General features: G+C 69.6%; 3 protein-coding genes. All 3 read right to left on the reverse strand.

Features of this window, described 5'->3' with window-relative positions; genetic code table 11:
* Positions 1-5: 5 nt before the first annotated feature.
* Positions 6-9623 (reverse strand): amino acid adenylation domain-containing protein, encoded by a 9618-nt coding sequence (locus ACIBLA_RS33075; protein WP_399200763.1) that lies wholly within the window; start codon positions 9621-9623, stop codon positions 6-8.
* Positions 9624-9723: 100 nt separating this feature from the next.
* Positions 9724-15105 (reverse strand): amino acid adenylation domain-containing protein, encoded by a 5382-nt coding sequence (locus ACIBLA_RS33080; RefSeq protein ID WP_399200764.1) that lies wholly within the window; start codon positions 15103-15105, stop codon positions 9724-9726.
* 18 nt (positions 15106-15123) lie between these two features.
* Positions 15124-17082, reverse strand: a complete 1959-nt coding sequence (locus tag ACIBLA_RS33085; protein WP_399200765.1) for an ATP-binding cassette domain-containing protein — start codon at positions 17080-17082, stop codon at positions 15124-15126.
* Positions 17083-17085: the final 3 nt, after the last annotated feature.

Consider the following 17085-nt stretch of genomic DNA (forward strand, 5'->3'; position numbering starts at 1 on the left):
GGGTGTCATGCCGTGAGGGGTCCGTCGTCGGGTGCGAGCCTCCGCGCGATCTCCTCGTCCGACAACCCCTCGACCTCGGCCAGGAGTTGTTCCAGCTCCGCCACGCTGGAGTCGGTCGCCTGCTCGGCCTCCGCCTTGGCCACCACCGCGGCCAGGTCGCCGACGGTGGGTGACTCGAACAGTGTGCGGAGTGGCAGTTCGATGGCGAAGTGTTCCCGGAGGCGGGCGACCGCCTGTGTGGCGAGGAGTGAGTGTCCGCCGAGTGCGAAGAAGTCGTCGGCGAGGCCGACGGGTTCGACGCCGAGGACTTCGGAGAACACCGCGGCGACGCGGTGTTCCACGAGAGTGACGGGCGGGACAAAGACGGACCGGTCGGCGAACTCGGGTGTGGGCAGGGCGGCGCGGTCGATTTTCCCGTTGGGCGTGAGGGGGAGGGTTTCCAGGTGTACGACGGCTGAGGGGATCATGGCGTCGGGGAGGGTGGTTTTGGCGGTGGCGCGCACGGTGTCGGCGTTGGTGTTGCCGGTGATGTATGCGGCGAGGCGTGTCTGGCCGAGGTGGTCGGTGACGGCGGTGACGACTGTGTCGGTGACGCCGTCCATGGAGCGGAGTGCTGCTTCGACCTCGCCGAGTTCGATGCGTTGGCCGCGGATTTTGACCTGGTGGTCGCGGCGTCCGAGGAATTCGAGTTGTCCGTCGGGGAGGTAGCGGACGATGTCACCGGTGCGATAGAGCCGTGCGCCTTGGATTCCGGAGAAGGGGTCGGGGATGAAGGCGGCGGCTGTTCGTGCGGGGTCTGCGAGGTAGCCGCGGCCGACGCCCGTTCCGCCCACTACCAACTCACCGGGGACACCTACTGGCACTGGTTCCAGTGACTCGTCGACGACGTAGAGTTGGGTGTTTCGGATGGGGTGGCCGATGGGTGCGCGTGTGTGGTTGATGGTGGTGTGGGGGGTGATGTGGGCGTGGGTGACGTCGTCGGAGCATTCGGTGGGGCCGTAGGCGTTGGTGAGGGGGATGTGGGGGTGGTGGGTGTGCCAGCGGGTGCAGAGGTCGGGTGGGAGTGCTTCGCCGGTGACGACGAGGTGGCGTAGGTGGGGGAGTTGGGGGGTGGTGCCGAGGGTGTCCCAGGCGTCGAGGGTGGCGCGGAGGAGTGAGGGGACGACTTCGAGGATGGTGGTGTGGTGTTGGGCTGTGTGGTGGAAGAGTGCGGTGGCGTCGAGTGCGGTGTTGTCGTTGATGATGAGGGTTTTGCCGCCGACGGTGAGGGCGCTGAGCATTTGCCAGACGCTGATGTCGAAGGTGAGTGCGGCGTTTTGGACGATGGTGTCGGTGTGGGTGAGTTGGAGGTCTTCGACTTTGGCGAGGAGGTGGTTGTCCATGCCGAGGTGTTCGACCATGGCGCCTTTGGGGCGTCCGGTGGAGCCTGAGGTGTAGATGACGTAGGCGAGGTCGTCGGGTGCGCTGTGTGGGTGGGTCGGTGGGCCTGTGGGGGTGGGCAGGTCCTCGATGAGGACAACCTTCACGTCCTGGTCTGACGCTGCGGCGAGTTGGCGTGCGCCGTGTTCGCCGTCGTGGTTGGTGAGGAGGATGGTGGCGCCGCTGTCGTTCAGGATCGCGGCGCTGCGGGTGTGTGGTGCGCGGGTGTCGAGGGGGACATAGGCAGCGCCCGCACCGAACACACCGAGCACCGCCGTCACCGCACCCACACCACGGTCGAGATAGAGAGCGACGCGCTGTGCCGGACGCACACCGGCTTGATCAAGTAGGTGGGAGAGCTGGTCCGCTCGCGTGACGAGTTCCTGATACGTCACGGTGGTGTGCTCGTCCTGGACGGCTGGGGCGTCTGGTGTGTCCGCGGCCAGCGCGCGGATCCGTTCCACCACACCACCGAGCACGTCGTCCCGGCCGGTCGCGTTCCACTCCGCCAACAGCTGGGCCCGCTCGTCCGGGGAGACCGCCGTCAGCTGCCCCACCGTCACTGGACCGGACGACGTGGCCAGCACCTCGCAGGCCCGTACGAAACCGTCCAGGATCGCCCGGCCCGTGCCCTCGGAGAACAGGTCCGTCGCGAACTCCAACGTCACGCCCAGCTCTGACCCCAACTCATCGACCAGCAGCATCACATCGAACTTGGCTGTTCCGTCCTCGACATCCAGCTGGGTCAGCTCGACACCGTCCATGGCCAGACTCGTGCGCGGTGCGTTCTGGAGGACGAACATGGCCTGGAAGATGGGGTTGCGGGACAGATCGCGGGTGGGGGCGAGTTCTTCGACCAGCCGCTCGAACGGTACGTCCTGGTGCGCGAAGGCATCGAGCGACACCTGCCGCACGTGTTCGAGGAGTTCGGAGAACGGCTCTTGTGGGTTGCTTCGGATACGGAGCGGGAGTGTGTTGACGAAGAAGCCGATGAGGTCTTCGAGTTCGGTACGGGAGCGGTTCGCCACCGGTATCCCGACGACGACTTCGTCCTGCCCTGCTCGGCGGGCGAGTAGCGCGGCGTAGACCGACTGGAGCACCATGAAGAGCGTGGTGCCGTGGTCGCGTGCGAGTGTGTTGAGCGCTTCTGTCGTGCGGGGGTTGATCCGTGCACGCAGGTGTGTGCCCTGGTAGGTGGGGATCGCTGGTCGCGGGTGGTCGGTGGGGAGGTCGAGCAGGGGCGGTGCGCCGGCCAGGGTGGTGCGCCAGTGGGCGAGTTGTTCATCCATGACGCCCGATGCCAGCCACTCGCGCTGCCAGACGCCGAAGTCGGCGTACTGCACGGGGAGTTCGGGCAGTTCCTCGCCCGCGTAGGAGGCCTGTACCTCACGCAGCAGCACCCCCACCGACCAGCCGTCCGACACGATGTGATGCATCGTCATTGCGAGGACGTGTTCGTCGTCACCCAGCGGCGTCAGCGCCCAGCGCAGGAGCGGTCCATGCTCCAGGCTGAACGGCCGGGCCGCCAGCAGCGCAGACAGTTTCTCGGCTGTCTTCTGCGCATCACCACCTTCGTCCGGATCCGTCACGGTGAAGTCGATGAGTGGTGTGTCTCCGATGATCTGGACGACGTGTCCGTCGATTTCGTCGAACTTGGTGCGCAGTACGTCGTGGCGGTGTGCGACCGTTTCCAGTGCTTGGCGGAGTCGGTCCGCGTCGAGTGGTCCTCGCAGCCGGACTACCGCCGGGACGTTGTACGACGTGCTCTCCGGCTCCAGTTGATGCAGGAACCACATGCGTTGCTGTGCGTACGACACCTCCACCGGTCCTGTGCGTTCGACCCGTACGAGTGGTATCGATGCCGCCCTGCCGGCAGCGGCGACCGCTGCGGCCAGGTCGCCGACGGTGGGTGACTCGAACAGGGCACGCAGCGGTAGCTCGATGGCGAAGTGCTCACGCAGCCGTGCCACCGCCTGCGTTGCCAGGAGCGAATGCCCGCCGAGTGCGAAGAAGTCGTCGGCGAGGCCGACGCGTTCGACGCCCAGGACTTCGGAGAACACCGCCGCGACCCGCTGCTCCTCCGTACTCACCGGCGCGACGAACACCGACCGGTCCGCGAACTCCGCCACCGGCAGCGCCGCGCGGTCGATCTTCCCGTTCGGAGTCAGCGGGAGCGCATCCAGGACCACCACAGCAGAGGGGACCATGGCGTCGGGCAGGGCGGCCCTGACAGCCGTGCGTACCGTCTCGGCGTCGGTGTTGCCGGTGATGTATGCGGCGAGGCGTGTCTGGCCGAGGTGGTCGGTGACTGCGGTGACGACTGTGTCGGTGACGCCGTTCATTGAGCGGAGTGCTGCTTCGACCTCGCCGAGTTCGATGCGTTGGCCGCGGATTTTGACCTGGTGGTCGCGGCGTCCGAGGAATTCCAGTTGTCCGTCGGGGAGGTGGCGGACGATGTCGCCGGTGCGGTACAGCCGCGCACCCGCCACACCGGAGAAGGGGTCGGGGATGAAGGTGGCTGCTGTCCGCGCGGGGTCTGCGAGGTAGCCGCGGCCGACGCCGGTTCCGCCGACCATCAGTTCGCCGGGGACGCCGATGGGTACGGGTTCCAGTGACTCGTTGACGACGTAGAGTTGGGTGTTTCGGATGGGGTGGCCGATGGGTGCGCGTGTGTGGTTGATGGTGGTGTGGGGGGTGATGTGGGCGTGGGTGACGTCGTCGGAGCATTCGGTGGGGCCGTAGGCGTTGGTGAGGGGGATGTGGGGGTGGTGGGTGTGCCAGCGGGTGCAGAGGTCGGGTGGGAGTGCTTCGCCGGTGACGACGAGGTGGCGTAGGTGGGGGAGTTGGGGGGTGGTGCCGAGGGTGTCCCAGGCGTCGAGGGTGGCGCGGAGGAGTGAGGGGACGACTTCGAGGATGGTGGTGTGGTGTTGGGCTGTGTGGTGGAAGAGTGCGGTGGCGTCGAGTGCGGTGTTGTCGTTGATGATGAGGGTTTTGCCGCCGACGGTGAGGGCGCTGAGCATTTGCCAGACGCTGATGTCGAAGGTGAGTGCGGCGTTTTGGACGATGGTGTCGGTGTGGGTGAGTTGGAGGTCTTCGACTTTGGCGAGGAGGTGGTTGTCCATGCCGAGGTGTTCGACCATGGCGCCTTTGGGGCGTCCGGTGGAGCCTGAGGTGTAGATGACGTAGGCGAGGTCGTCGGGTGCGCTGTGTGGGTGGGTCGGTGGGCCTGTGGGGGTGGGCAGGTCCTCGATGAGGACAACCTTCACGTCCTGGTCTGACGCTGCGGCGAGTTGGCGTGCGCCGTGTTCGCCGTCGTGGTTGGTGAGGAGGATGGTGGCGCCGCTGTCGTTCAGGATCGCGGCGCTGCGGGTGTGTGGTGCGCGGGTGTCGAGGGGGACATAGGCAGCGCCCGCACCGAACACACCGAGCACCGCCGTCACCGCACCCACACCACGGTCGAAGTACAGTACGACCCGCTCACCCCCTCGGACCCCACGCTCCCGCAACCCGTTCGCCACCCCGTCGGCCCGCTCCACCAACTCGGCGTACCTGACAGTGGCGTGCTCGTCCTGGACTGCGATGGCTTCCGGTGTGTCCGCCGCCAGTGCGCGGATACGCTCGACCACACCACCGAGCACGTCGTCCCGGCCGGTCGCGTTCCACTCCTCCACCAGCAGCCGGCGCTCCGACTCCGACACCGCCGTCAGCTCACCCACCACCGAGGCCGCGCCCTCCCGCGCCAGCACCTCGCAGGCCCGTACGAAACCGTCCAGGATCGCCCGGCCCGTGCCCTCGGAGAACAGGTCCGTCGCGAACTCCAGTACGACCTCCAGGGATTGCTCCTCCGGCGATTCCTCGACAATGAGAGTGAGGTCGAACTTCGCCATCCCCTCTTCTATTTGAAGGTGCTCCATCGTGACGTCCGCCAGCCCGGCAGCCGCTCCCTGGGGTGCGTTCTGGAAGACGAACATGGCCTGGAAGATGGGGTTGCGCGACAGATCGCGGGTCGGGGCGAGTTCCTCGACCAGCCGCTCGAACGGAACGTCCTGGTGCGCGAAGGCATCGAGCGACACCTGCCGCACCTGTCGCAGGAGTTCGGCGAAGGACTCGCGCGCGTTGCTTCGGATCCGCAGCGCCAGCGTGTTGATGAAGAAGCCGATGAGGTCTTCGAGTTCGGTACGGGAGCGGTTGGCCACCGGTATCCCGATGACGACTTCGTCCTGCCCTGCTCGGTGGGCGAGCAGCGCGGCGTAGACCGACTGAAGCACCATGAAGAGCGTGGTGCCGTGTTCACGCGCGAGTGTGTTGAGCGCTGCCGCAGTGCCGGTGTCGACGCGTGCGCGCAGGTGTGTGCCCTGGTAAGTAGGGATCGCGGGTCGTGGGAAGTCGGTGGGGAGATCGAGTACCGGTGGTGCGCCGGCCAGGGCGGTTCGCCAGTGGGCGAGTTGTTCGTCCATGACGCCTGATGCCAGCCACTTGCGCTGCCAGACGGCGAAGTCCGCGTACTGCACGGGGAGTTCTGGCAGTTTCTCTCCCGCGTAGGCGGCCTGTACCTCACGCAGCAGCACCCCCACCGACCAACCGTCCGACACGATGTGATGCATGGAAAGGGCGAGTATGTACTCCTCGTCTCCGACCCGGCTCAACACCCAGCGGCTCAGCGGACCACCGTCGAGTGCGAACGGCAAGGCCGCGAGATCGGCCGCGAGCTGTTGGGCGACCGCGTCGGCGTCCTCGGCTCCACGCAGGTCGTTCTCCGTGAAGTCGATGAGTGGTGTGTCTCCGATGATCTGGACGACGTGTCCGTCGATTTCATCGAACATGGTGCGCAGTACGTCGTGGCGGTGTGCGACCGATTCCAGTGCTTGGCGGAGTCGGTTCGCGTCGAGCGGTCCTCGCAGCCGGACTACGGCCGGGACGTTGTACGACGTGCTCTCCGGCTCCAGTTGATGCAGGAACCACATGCGCTGCTGTGCGTACGAAACCTCCACCGGACCTGTTCGCTCGACCCGTACGAGTGGCACCGACGCCGACCCACCGGCAGCGGCCACCACCGCGGCCAGGTCACCCACCGTCGGTGACTCGAACAGGGCACGCAGTGGCAGTTCGATGGCGAAGTGCTCACGCAGCCGTGCCACCACCTGTGTGGCGAGGAGCGAATGCCCGCCGAGCGCGAAGAAGTCGTCGGCGAGACCGACGGGTTCGACGCCGAGGACTTCGGAGAACACCGCCGCGACCCGCTCCTCCTCCGCACTCACCGGCGCGACGAACACCGACCGGTCAGCGAACTCCGCCACCGGCAGCGCCGCGCGGTCGATCTTCCCGTTCGCAGTCAGCGGGAGCGCATCCAGAACCACCACCGCCGACGGCACCATCGCGTCAGGCAGTGCGGCCCGGACAGCCGCGCGTACCGTCTCGGCATCCGTCGCACCGGTGACATAAGCCGCGAGGCGTGTCTGGCCCAGCTGGTCGGTGACCGCTGTGACCACCGTGTCGGTGACCCCGTCCACCGACCGCAGCGCCGCCTCGACCTCACCCAACTCGATCCGCTGCCCCCGGATCTTCACCTGGTGGTCCCGGCGCCCCAGGAACTCCAGCTGCCCGTCGGGAAGATGACGGACCACATCGCCCGTCCGGTACAGCCGCGCACCCTTCACACCCGAGAACGGATCGGGAACGAACGCGGCTGCCGTCCGCCCCGGATCACCGAGATAACCCCGGCCCACACCCGTACCGCCCACCACCAACTCACCGGGAACACCCACCGGCACCGGCTCCAGCGACTCGTCCACCACATACAGCCGGGTCCCCGCCACCGGCCGCCCGATCGGCATCCCCGGCCGTTCGCCCAGGTCGTCGGCGGCCACGGCGCTCGCGACCGCGCAGCCGACCACGGTCTCCGTCGGCCCGTACTCGTTGACGACCCTGGCGTCCGGCGCCACGGCGAACAATCGGCGTACCAGACTCGGGGCCAGCGCCTCGCCGCCCACGACGAAGCAGACCCGCAGCCCGGCGAGTGCGCCCGGCGGCAGAAGCCGGCAGACCGCCTCCAGATGTGCGGGGGTGAGCTTGACCAGGCTGGGGCGGGTCGGCCCGGACAGGGCGGCGACCAGGCCGTCGACCGGTGAGTCCTCGTCGACCAGGTGCACGGAGCCGCCCGTGGTCAGCGGGACCCACAGGCTGGTCACGGTCAGGTCGAAGCCGATGGTGGTGTGCAGCGGCGCCACCGGCGGCCGGTCGGGGCAGTACTCCGCCGCCGCCCAGCGCAGGTAGTTGACGAGTCCGGCCTGGGTGATCTGCACGCCCTTGGGGGTTCCGGTGGAGCCGGAGGTGTAGAGCACGTATCCGAGGTCGGCCGCGCCGATCGCCGGTGCGGCCGTCGCGGCGTCGTCGCCACCGGACAGCAACTCCCGCACGTCCAGGACCGGCGCGCCCCCACCCCCGGTGTCGTCGCCGGGCGTGCCGATGACCGCCACCGGAGCGGCGTCCGCGAGGATCGCGGCACGTCGGGCGGCGGGCTGGGCGGGGTCGAGCGGTACGTAAGCCGCGCCCCGCTTCCACACCGCGAGCAGGGACGCGACCAGCTCGACGGAGCGCGGCAGCGACACGCCCACCAGGTCCGCCGCCCGCACCCCCGCCGCCGCGAGTCCCGCGGCTGTCCGGTCCGCGAGCGCGTCCAGTTCGGCGTAGCTGACGGTACGGTCCCCGGCCACCAGCGCGGGGGCGTCCGGGGCGGCCGACACCTGGCGGACGAAGAGGTCCAGCGCCGTACGCGCACCGTCCGGACCCGAGGCCGCAGGGGAGACCGGCTCCGGGCCGCGCGACCAGTCGTCGAGCCGGCGACGCTGCTCGTCGCTGACGGTGATCAGCCCGCCGAGCGCCTGATCCGGTGCCTCGGTGCCCGCGCGCAGGATGTCGAGCACCTGCTCCAGCAGCCGTACGGCGGTGTCCCGAGTGAACAGGTCCGTCGCGTATTCCAGGGTCAGTTCCAGGCCCGCGGGGCCGTCGTGGAGGAAGAGCGTCAGGTCGAACTTGGCCGTGTGCAGCGGTACGTCGAAGCGCCGCGCGTGCAGGCCGGGTGCCAGGTCGAAGTTGTCGGGCGCGTTGTCCATGGCGACCATGGCCTGGAAGAAGGCGCTGTGCGAGCGGTCACGCGGCCCGCCCAGTGCGCGTACCACTTCCCCGAAAGGCACGTCGCCGTGGGCGAGTGCTTCGGCCGTGCGCTCGCGCACCTGCGTGAGCAGTTCGCCGAACGTCGTCGACCGGCCCCAGTCCGTGCCCACGACAAGGGTGTTGGCGAAGAACCCGATGACCTCGTCGGTGTGGGCGTGGCTCCGGTTCGCCGACGGCACGCCGATCCTGACGTGGTCCTGCGAGGCGTTGCGGGCGAGTACGGCGGCGAACGCGCCGTGCGCTGCCATGAACGGCGTCGCGCCGTGCCCGGCGGCCGTCGTACGCAGCCTGCGGCTGAACTCTTCGTCCAGCGTGGTGGTGACGCGGTCGCCCTGGAACGTGGGCACCCTCGGTCGGGTCCGGTCGGTGGGCAGGTCCAGCAACAACTCGTGGTCGGCGAGCGCCCCCCGCCAGTGGCCGAGTTGCTCGTCCTGGACACCTGAGTCCAGCCACTCGCGGTGCCAGAGCGCGAAGTCGGCGTACTGGAGGGCCGGCGGGGCGAGCAGCGTGTCCCCGGCCCCGACCAGTTCCCCCGTGTAGAGGGCGGCGAGTTCCTTGACGAACAGGCCCATCGACCAGCCGTCCGTGATGATGTGGTGCATCAGCAGCGAGACGACATGGTCGTCCTCGCCGAGCTTGAAGCCCGTGAGACGGAGCAGCGGCCCGTCCGTCAGATCGAACGGCTCGGCGGCTCGCTCGGCGCACTCCTTGCGGCAGGTGGCCTCGGCGTCCGCGCCGAATCCGGTGAGGTCCAGCCGGTCCACCCCGACCTGAGCCTCGGGGTGGATCACCTGTGACACCGCTCCGTCGGCGACGGTGAACGTGGTCCGCAGAATCTCGTGCCGCCGGCAGAGGCCGTCCACTGCGCGCGACAGTGCGCCGAAGTCCAGAGGGCCGGTCAGCCGCATAGCCGCCGGCACGTTGTACGCCGTGGATGTCGGGTCCAGCTCCACAAGCAGCCACAGGCCGACCTGTGCCGGGGACGCCGGCATGACATAGACCTGGCCCGAATTCATCTGGTCCTCGCTCACCCTAGTGTTCGACTTTCGTGTGGGACAGGGACAGGCACCCCGCACCCCTGTGGGGTCGGCGCCCGCGTCCGCGGGGGACGGACGCGGGCGCCGCTGTCGGCTACCGGCTGCCGGTCTCGCGCACGTACGCACTCCGCGACACGGCGGTCGGCCCGGCCGGCGCGGCCGGTACGGAGGCCGGGGCGGCCCCCGCGCGGTCCGCCTCGCCCCGCTGCTCGGAGATCTGGTCGGCGACGGCCCGTGCCGTCGGGTCGTTGAACAACTCGTTCAGCGCGAGGTCGACCTGGTAGCGCTGCTTGATCTGGGCCAGGAGGCGGATCGCCAGCAGCGAATGCCCGCCGATCTCGAAGAAGTTGTGGTCGGGGCTGACTTCAGGCTGCCCCAGCACCTCGGCGAACATCTCCGCGACCTCCTCCCGCAGTCCGGGCGCGACAGCCCCCGCCTCCCCGGCCACACCGCCCGAGGTGCCATCGCCGGACGCCCCACCGGCCCCCGGCTCCGGCAGCCGCAGCGCGGCTCGGTCGATCTTGCGATTGGGGTTCTTCGGCAGTTCCGGCAGAGAGACCAGGACCGACGGCACCATGTACTCCGGCAGCCGCTCGGCGAGGTGCGCGGTCAGCTCCGCCACCGTGGGCGTGCCGGCGTAGTAGGCCACCAGTCGCTTCTCGCCGGTGGTCTCGTCGACGACGGTGATCGCCTCCAGGACTCCGGGGTGGGCGACGAGCGCGGCGTCGATCTCGCCCGGCTCGATCCGGAACCCGCGCACCTTGACCTGGAAGTCGACCCGCCCGAGGAAGTCGACGGTGCCGTCCGGCAGCCAGCGGGCCAGGTCCCCGGAGGCGTACATCCGCGAGCCCGGCTCCCGGCCGAAGGGGTCCGGCAGGAACTTCTCGGCCGTGAGGTCCGGTCGGCCCACATAGCCGCGGCCGAGGCCGTCGCCGCCGATGTACAGCTGGCCGGGCACCCCGACGGGCACCGGTCGCAGCCGCTCGTCCAGGACGTACACCGTGGTGTTGGAGATCGGCCCGCCGATCGGCAGGCGCCACACATCCTCGGCCACCTCCGCCAGCCGCACGGTCGTCGCGAAGGTGGCCGACTCCGTCGGGCCGTACCCGTTGGTGAGGACGGGGCCGCCCAGCTCGGCCACCTCGCGGGCCCGCTTGGGGTCCATCGTGTCCCCGCCGACCAGGAGTTGGCGGGTGTGCGCGAACGTGGCGGGGTCGTACCCGACGACCTGGGTGAACAGCGGTGTGGCCATGACGACGGTGTGGATGTCGTGCTCCCGCAGCGCGGCGGCGAGCAACTGGGGCGACAGGACCGTCTCCTTGCCGAAGCCGACGAGCTGGGCGCCGTTGAGGAGGGCTCCCCAGATCTCCAGAGTGGCCGCGTCGAAGGCGGCGTTGGAGATCTGGGTGACCCGGTCACCGGGGTTCAGCGACAGATACGCGGTGTCCCGGACCAGCCGGACCACATTGCGGTGGGTGACGCAGACTCCCTTGGGCGTGCCCGAGGAACCGGAGGTGTACATCACGTACAGCAGACCGTCGGAGGCACCGGCCCCCGCGTGCGCGACGGGCGCGGCGGTGTCGTGGGCCGGGTCCGCGGCGATCGAGGGCGTCATGAAGTCGCCCGGTGTGAGGGTGGGCAGCCCGGAGACGGTGCCCGGGTCGTCGCTCGGGTCGTCGCCGACCAGCTCGGCGAGGGAGCCTCCGGGCCGGGTGAGTACGACGGCGGCCCCCGACTCCGCGAGGATGTGCCGCAGCCGGTGCGGCGGGTGTGCCGGGTCCAACGGCACGTACGCGCCACCGGCCTTGGCGACGGCCAGCATCGCGACCACGACCGCCGGGTCGCGGTCCACGTACAGGCCGACCGGTGTCTCGGCGCGTACGCCAAGTTCCCGCAGCCGGCGGGCGAGGGCGTTGGAGACCCGGTCCAACTCCCGGTAGCTGTAGGAGAGTTCACCGTAGGTGAGGGCTGGGGAGTCGGGCCGGGCGGCGACGTGTTCGGCGAACAGCTCCGGGACGGTCCGCTCGCGCGGGTACGCGGTGGACGTGTCGTTCCAGGCCTCGATCCGGCGCAGATCGTCCTCACCGGCGGACGGGACGTCGGCGAGCGGCAGTGCCGGCTGCTCGACCAGGCGGGCCGCCAGGTCGGCGAAGTTCGCGCCGAAACGCTCCACCGTCTCGCGGTCGAAGAGATCGGTGGAGAAGTTGATGGCCGCTTCGAGATGGTCGCCGGTCTCCGTGACGACCATCGTCATGTCGATCTGCGCGGTCTTCCGGGCCAACTCCAGCGATTCCGCGCGCAGTTCACCCAGGTTCAGCCGGGAGCCGGCGCGGCCGAAGTCGAGGGACGTGAGGTCCCCGGCGTCGGCCAGATGGGACTTGGTGAGATTGAACATGACCTGGTAGCCGGGCGGCCGGGACGCCTCGCGCGCGAGCCCGAGCCGTTCGACGAGGACGGGGAAGGGCATGTCCTGATGCCGCATCGCGGCGGCGACGGACCGCTTGGTCTCGCGCAGCTGCTCGGAGTACGAGCGCGCGCCGTCCATCCGGGAGCGGATCAGCACCGGGTTGACGAAGTAGCCCACCACACCGTGCAGCGCGGCGTCGGTACGGCCGGAGGCCGGGACACCCACCAGGAAGTCGTCCTCTCCGGTGTAGCGCTGGACCAGGCTCTGGAAGACCGAGAGCAGCGCCACGAACAGGGTGGTGCCCTCGCTCGCCGCGCGCTCGCGCAGGGCCGCCGTCGTACCGGCGTCGATGTCCAGCACGACCGTGTCGCCCCGGTACGTCAGGGACGGCGGCCGGGGACGGTCGGCGGGAAGTTCCCATACGGGCCTGGCGCCGTCGAGTTCGCCGCGCCAGTACTCCCACAGCGCCTGGCCGCGCGGTGCGTCGAGCAGCGCGGCCTGGCGCCGGGCCAGCTCCGTGTACCGGGCGGCGGGCGGTGCGGGCAGCTCGACGCCGTGACCGGTCTCCCGCGCGTACAGCTTCCCGAGTTCGTCGGTGAGGATCGCGATCGACCACATGTCGACCGCGATGTGATGCACGACGAACGACAGGACGTCCCCGTCCGGCCTGCGGAACAGGGCCACTTGGAGGACCTGCCCGGCGGACAGCGCGATGCGCTCGCCGCGGACCTCACGGCGCAGCCGCTCGCTCAGCTGCCGCTCGTCCAGATGCGCCGCGTCCTCGACGATGAACGCGACACCCTGGTGGTCCAGCACCTCCTGGTACGACTCGCCGTCCGTGCCCCAGTGCAGGGCGGTACGCAGGGTGGGATGCCGGTCGACGAGTCCTTGGAAGGCACGGCGCAGGGCGTCGGTGTCGACGTCGGTGAGCAGCCTGAGCGCGACACTGATGTGCTGGACGGCGCTGTCCGGGTGCTGGCGCTCAAGGATCCACAGCGCCTGCTGGTTGCTCGACAGCGGCCGGCGTCCACCGTCGGACGAGTCCGAGGCGTCGGAGCCGGCGCCGATGGGGGAGGACGTCTCGGCGGACAACGGCGTTGCCGAGTCAAGCAGTTCGTCCACGCTCGCCCCGGCGAGCAGGGCATCCAGCGGCAGTTCCAGACCCAGGGCCTCCTCCACGACGACCTTGAGGTCGATGGCGGCGAGCGAGTCCAGCCCCTGGGAGACCAGCGGCAGCGCCGGATCGACCACGGTGTTCAGCCTGCTGCCGACCAGCTCCAGCACCGTGTCCCGCGCCGTCCGCTGCCACTGGTGCTCCGGCAGCGCGGCGAGCGTGTCACGCAGCCCCGGCGCTCCGGCGGCCGGGGCGTTCCAGCGGTGCACCACCTTCAGCGAACCGTCCAACAGCAGGTCCCGCGTCCGCGACCGCTGGATCTTGCCACTGGTGGTACGGGCGATCTGGCCGGGCCGGACGAAGACGATCGTGCCGGGGGCCACGCCGTGCTCCCTGGCCACCCGATCGCGTACCTCAACGGTCACCTCTCCGATCTCCTCCGTACGGTGACCGACCGCGGTCTCCAGGACGAGGCACACCTCTTCGCCGCGCTCGCTCTCCAGCGCGAAGGCGGCGGCTCCACGGCGCAGCGTGGTGTGCGCGTCGAGGGCGGACTGCTCCAGGTCCTGCGGGTAGTGGTTGCGACCGCGCACCACGACGAGGTCCTTGCTGCGCCCCGTCACATACAGCTGGCCGTTCCGCAGGAACCCGAGGTCCCCGGTGCGCAGATGGCCGCGGTCGTCCCCGCTGAGCCGGGCGCCGAACGTCTTTCCGTCCTGGTCGTCCTGGCCCCAGTAGCCGGCCGCGACGTTCTCGCCGGCCGCCCAGATCTCGCCGACGGTGCCGGGCGGGCAGACGGTGCCCGTCTCCGGATCGACCACGGTGACGGCCAGGTCCTCGGCGACCGGCCCGCAGCCGACGACCCGCAGCCCGTCGTCGGCGGGTACGGCCGGCCGACCCGGCGCCAGTGAGTCGGCGTCGAACGACTCGGCCACCGGGGCGTCGCCCACCCTGCGGCCGGAGACCATGAGGGTGGCCTCGGCGAGGCCGTAGCACGGGAAGAAGGAACCGGGCCGGAAGCCGAGAGGGGCCATGCGCTCGGCGAACCGCTCCAGGGTCCTCGCGCGCACCGGCTCGGCGCCGTTGAAGGCGATCTCCCAGTGGGACAGGTCGAGTTCGGCGAGAGCGGCCTCGGGGATACGGTCCACACACAAGTCGTACGCGAAGTTGGGACCGCCGCTGATCCGGGCGCCGGTCTCCGAGATCAGCCTCAGCCACTCCAACGGCCGGGTGATGAAGGAGACGGGCGAGAACAGGGTGGCGGTCGCGCCGGCGTAGACGGGTTGCAGGATGCCGCCGATGAGCCCCATGTCGTGGTACGGCGGAAGCCAGCTGACCACCGGCGTGTCGGCCGAGGCGCCGAACCGCTCCTGGATCTGCCGGGAGTTGACCACCAGGTTGTGGTGGGTGACGACCACGCCGCGCGGGGTGGCGGTGGAGCCCGAGGTGTACTGGAGGAAGGCGATGCTGTCCGCGTCGATCTTCGGCCGCCGCCACTCGTCCGGCGCCGGCAGCTCACCGTCCACCGCGATCAGCGGGAGGTCGGGTATGCCCGCGGCCCCCACGAGTTCGGCCGGGTCGGCGAGGACGCTGCCCGGTACGAGCGCGGCGGCCGGAGCGGAGTCGGCCAGGACCGCGCGATGGCGCGCCGAGTAGCTGCCCTTGCTCGGCGGGTACAGGGGTACGGCGACGGCCCCGGCATACAGACAGCCGAGGAAGGACGCGACGTAGTCCAGGCCGGGCGGCAGCAGCACCAGGACCCGGTCACCGGGGTCGACCCGGTCCGCGAGCAGGGCGCCGATGGCACGCGCGCGGTCGTGCAGACCGGGGAAGGTGAGGGCGGGGCGCTCGGGGCTGCCCGGCGTGACGAACTGGAACGCGGTGCCCGACGACAGGGCTGCCCGCTCGGCAACCACGTCGACGAACGTCGAAGCGCTGACAACAGACTGGTCCATAACGGGTACTCCTCTAGTTCAGGCAAGACGCCAGCGGATCCAACGGGTGGCTCCTGCCAGCCCGAGCACGGTCATGGCGGCCAGCACCGCGATGTCCAGTGCGAATACGGCGTCCAGGTCACCGGTGAGGGTGTGGCGCAACGCTTCGGCGGCGTAGGTCGGCGGCAGCAGATAGCCGATGATCCGCAGCGGCAGCGGCAGCGAGTCCGGCGGGATCAGCACCGGGGCCGCGAGCAGCAGCACGAAGATGAGCAGATTGGTGATGACGACGATCAGTTCCATGCTGTCGATGAGCGTGCCGATCGCGAGACCGATCGCGGACAGCGCCAGACAGGACAGCGGCAGGACGATCACCAGGGCCGGTGAGATGACGAAGTCCACGTCGTACATCAGCCCGGCGGCGATCATCGGGGTGATCAGTCCCGGCATGATCAGCAGCAGTCGTGACAGGATCATCGCCGCCACGAACGACGCCTTGCTGATGGGCAGTGACGCGTAATAGACCATCATGCCGTCGTTCTTGATCACCCCGATGCGCTGGGCCAGCGTCGCGACGCCTTCGGTGGCGACGGAGAAGATCGCCGCGCCGCTCACGATGTACAGCAGGCTGTTCGCGTCGTTGAGCCCGCCGCCGATACGGGACAGGCCGAACACCATGGCGACCGGCATCAGCAGGCCGAACAGCAGGCTCCAGGTCCAGGTGGTGCGTACCTCCAGCATCTGTTCGAGCCACAGGTACTTGAGGTCGACGAGCAGCCGACGGGCGCGTCCCTGCGCCGTCTTCCCGTCGGGCGCGGGCGCGGGCGCGGGAGAGCGCGGGGTGACGGACGAGACGGCGGACGAGACCGCAGTGGGCGAGGCCTTGGTGACGGTCCGCAGGCCGCCCTGCGCCGACTCCAACTCGGGTGCGGATTCCCCCTCTTGTACGGGTGCGGATACGGGCACCGGTTCGCGCTCCGGCTCGGCCTCCCGCTCCGTCTCGGGCTCCGTCTCCGGCGCCCCGGCCAGGACCCCGCCGTCCATGCTCAGATAGACGTCCTCCAACGATGGCCGGGTCAGCCGGAAGTCGTCCACGCGGGCCATGCCCAGATCGCGCGTGACGGCCTGCACCAGCCCCGCCATCTGCTCCGGGTCGGAGTGGATCAGATACGTACCCTCGCGGCTCCCGGCGACGACGGACCCGACACCGCCCAGCATGTCGATCTCCTCGGACAGGAGCGCCTTGCCGTCCTTGACGAACAGCTCCATCCGCACCTTGTCGCCCAGCCGCGCCTTCAGCTCACCGGGCGTGCCCAGGGCGGTGATCCGGCCGGCGTGCATCACACCGACCCGGTGCACGGCTTTCTCCGCCTCCAGCACGTTGTGCGTGACCAGGACGACCGTCGTGCCCTCCGTCGCGCTGCGCCGGGCGACCATGTCCCAGATGAGCCGCCGATTGTGCGGGTCCAGCTCGTTCGTCGGCTCGTCGAGGATGAGGAGTTTCGTCCGGCCCATCAGCGCCATGCCGAAGTTCACCAGCCGCATCATGCCGCCGCTGAGCTGGTCGACGTAACGGTCGGCCACGTCGGCGAGGCCCAACTCCTCGATCAGCTCACCGGTCTGACGCCTCGCCTCGCTCTCCGACTGTCCGCGCAGCCGCCCCGTGTAGTGCAGTGCCCGCCGGACCTCGACCAGTCTCATCGACAGCCCGGTCTGCGGCAGGAATCCGGTCACCGCCTTGACCGCCTCGGGATCCGACACCACGTCCACCCCCTCGACGCGGATGGACCCCGAGGTCGGCCGCACCAGCCCCAGGAGCTGGGAGACCAGGGTGGTCTTGCCCGCCCCGTTCGCGCCCAGCAGACCGAACACCTCGCCGCGGGCGATGCTGAAGGTCAGATCGTCGTTCGCGCGCACCAGTTCGCCGTGCTTGCCGGACTGATAGGTGCGGGTGAGGTTACGGACCTCGATCGCGGTGGCCTCGTCGTTGCGCGCCATGTC

The organism is Streptomyces sp. NPDC050433 (assembly GCF_044458565.1).
GTDB lineage: Bacteria > Actinomycetota > Actinomycetes > Streptomycetales > Streptomycetaceae > Streptomyces.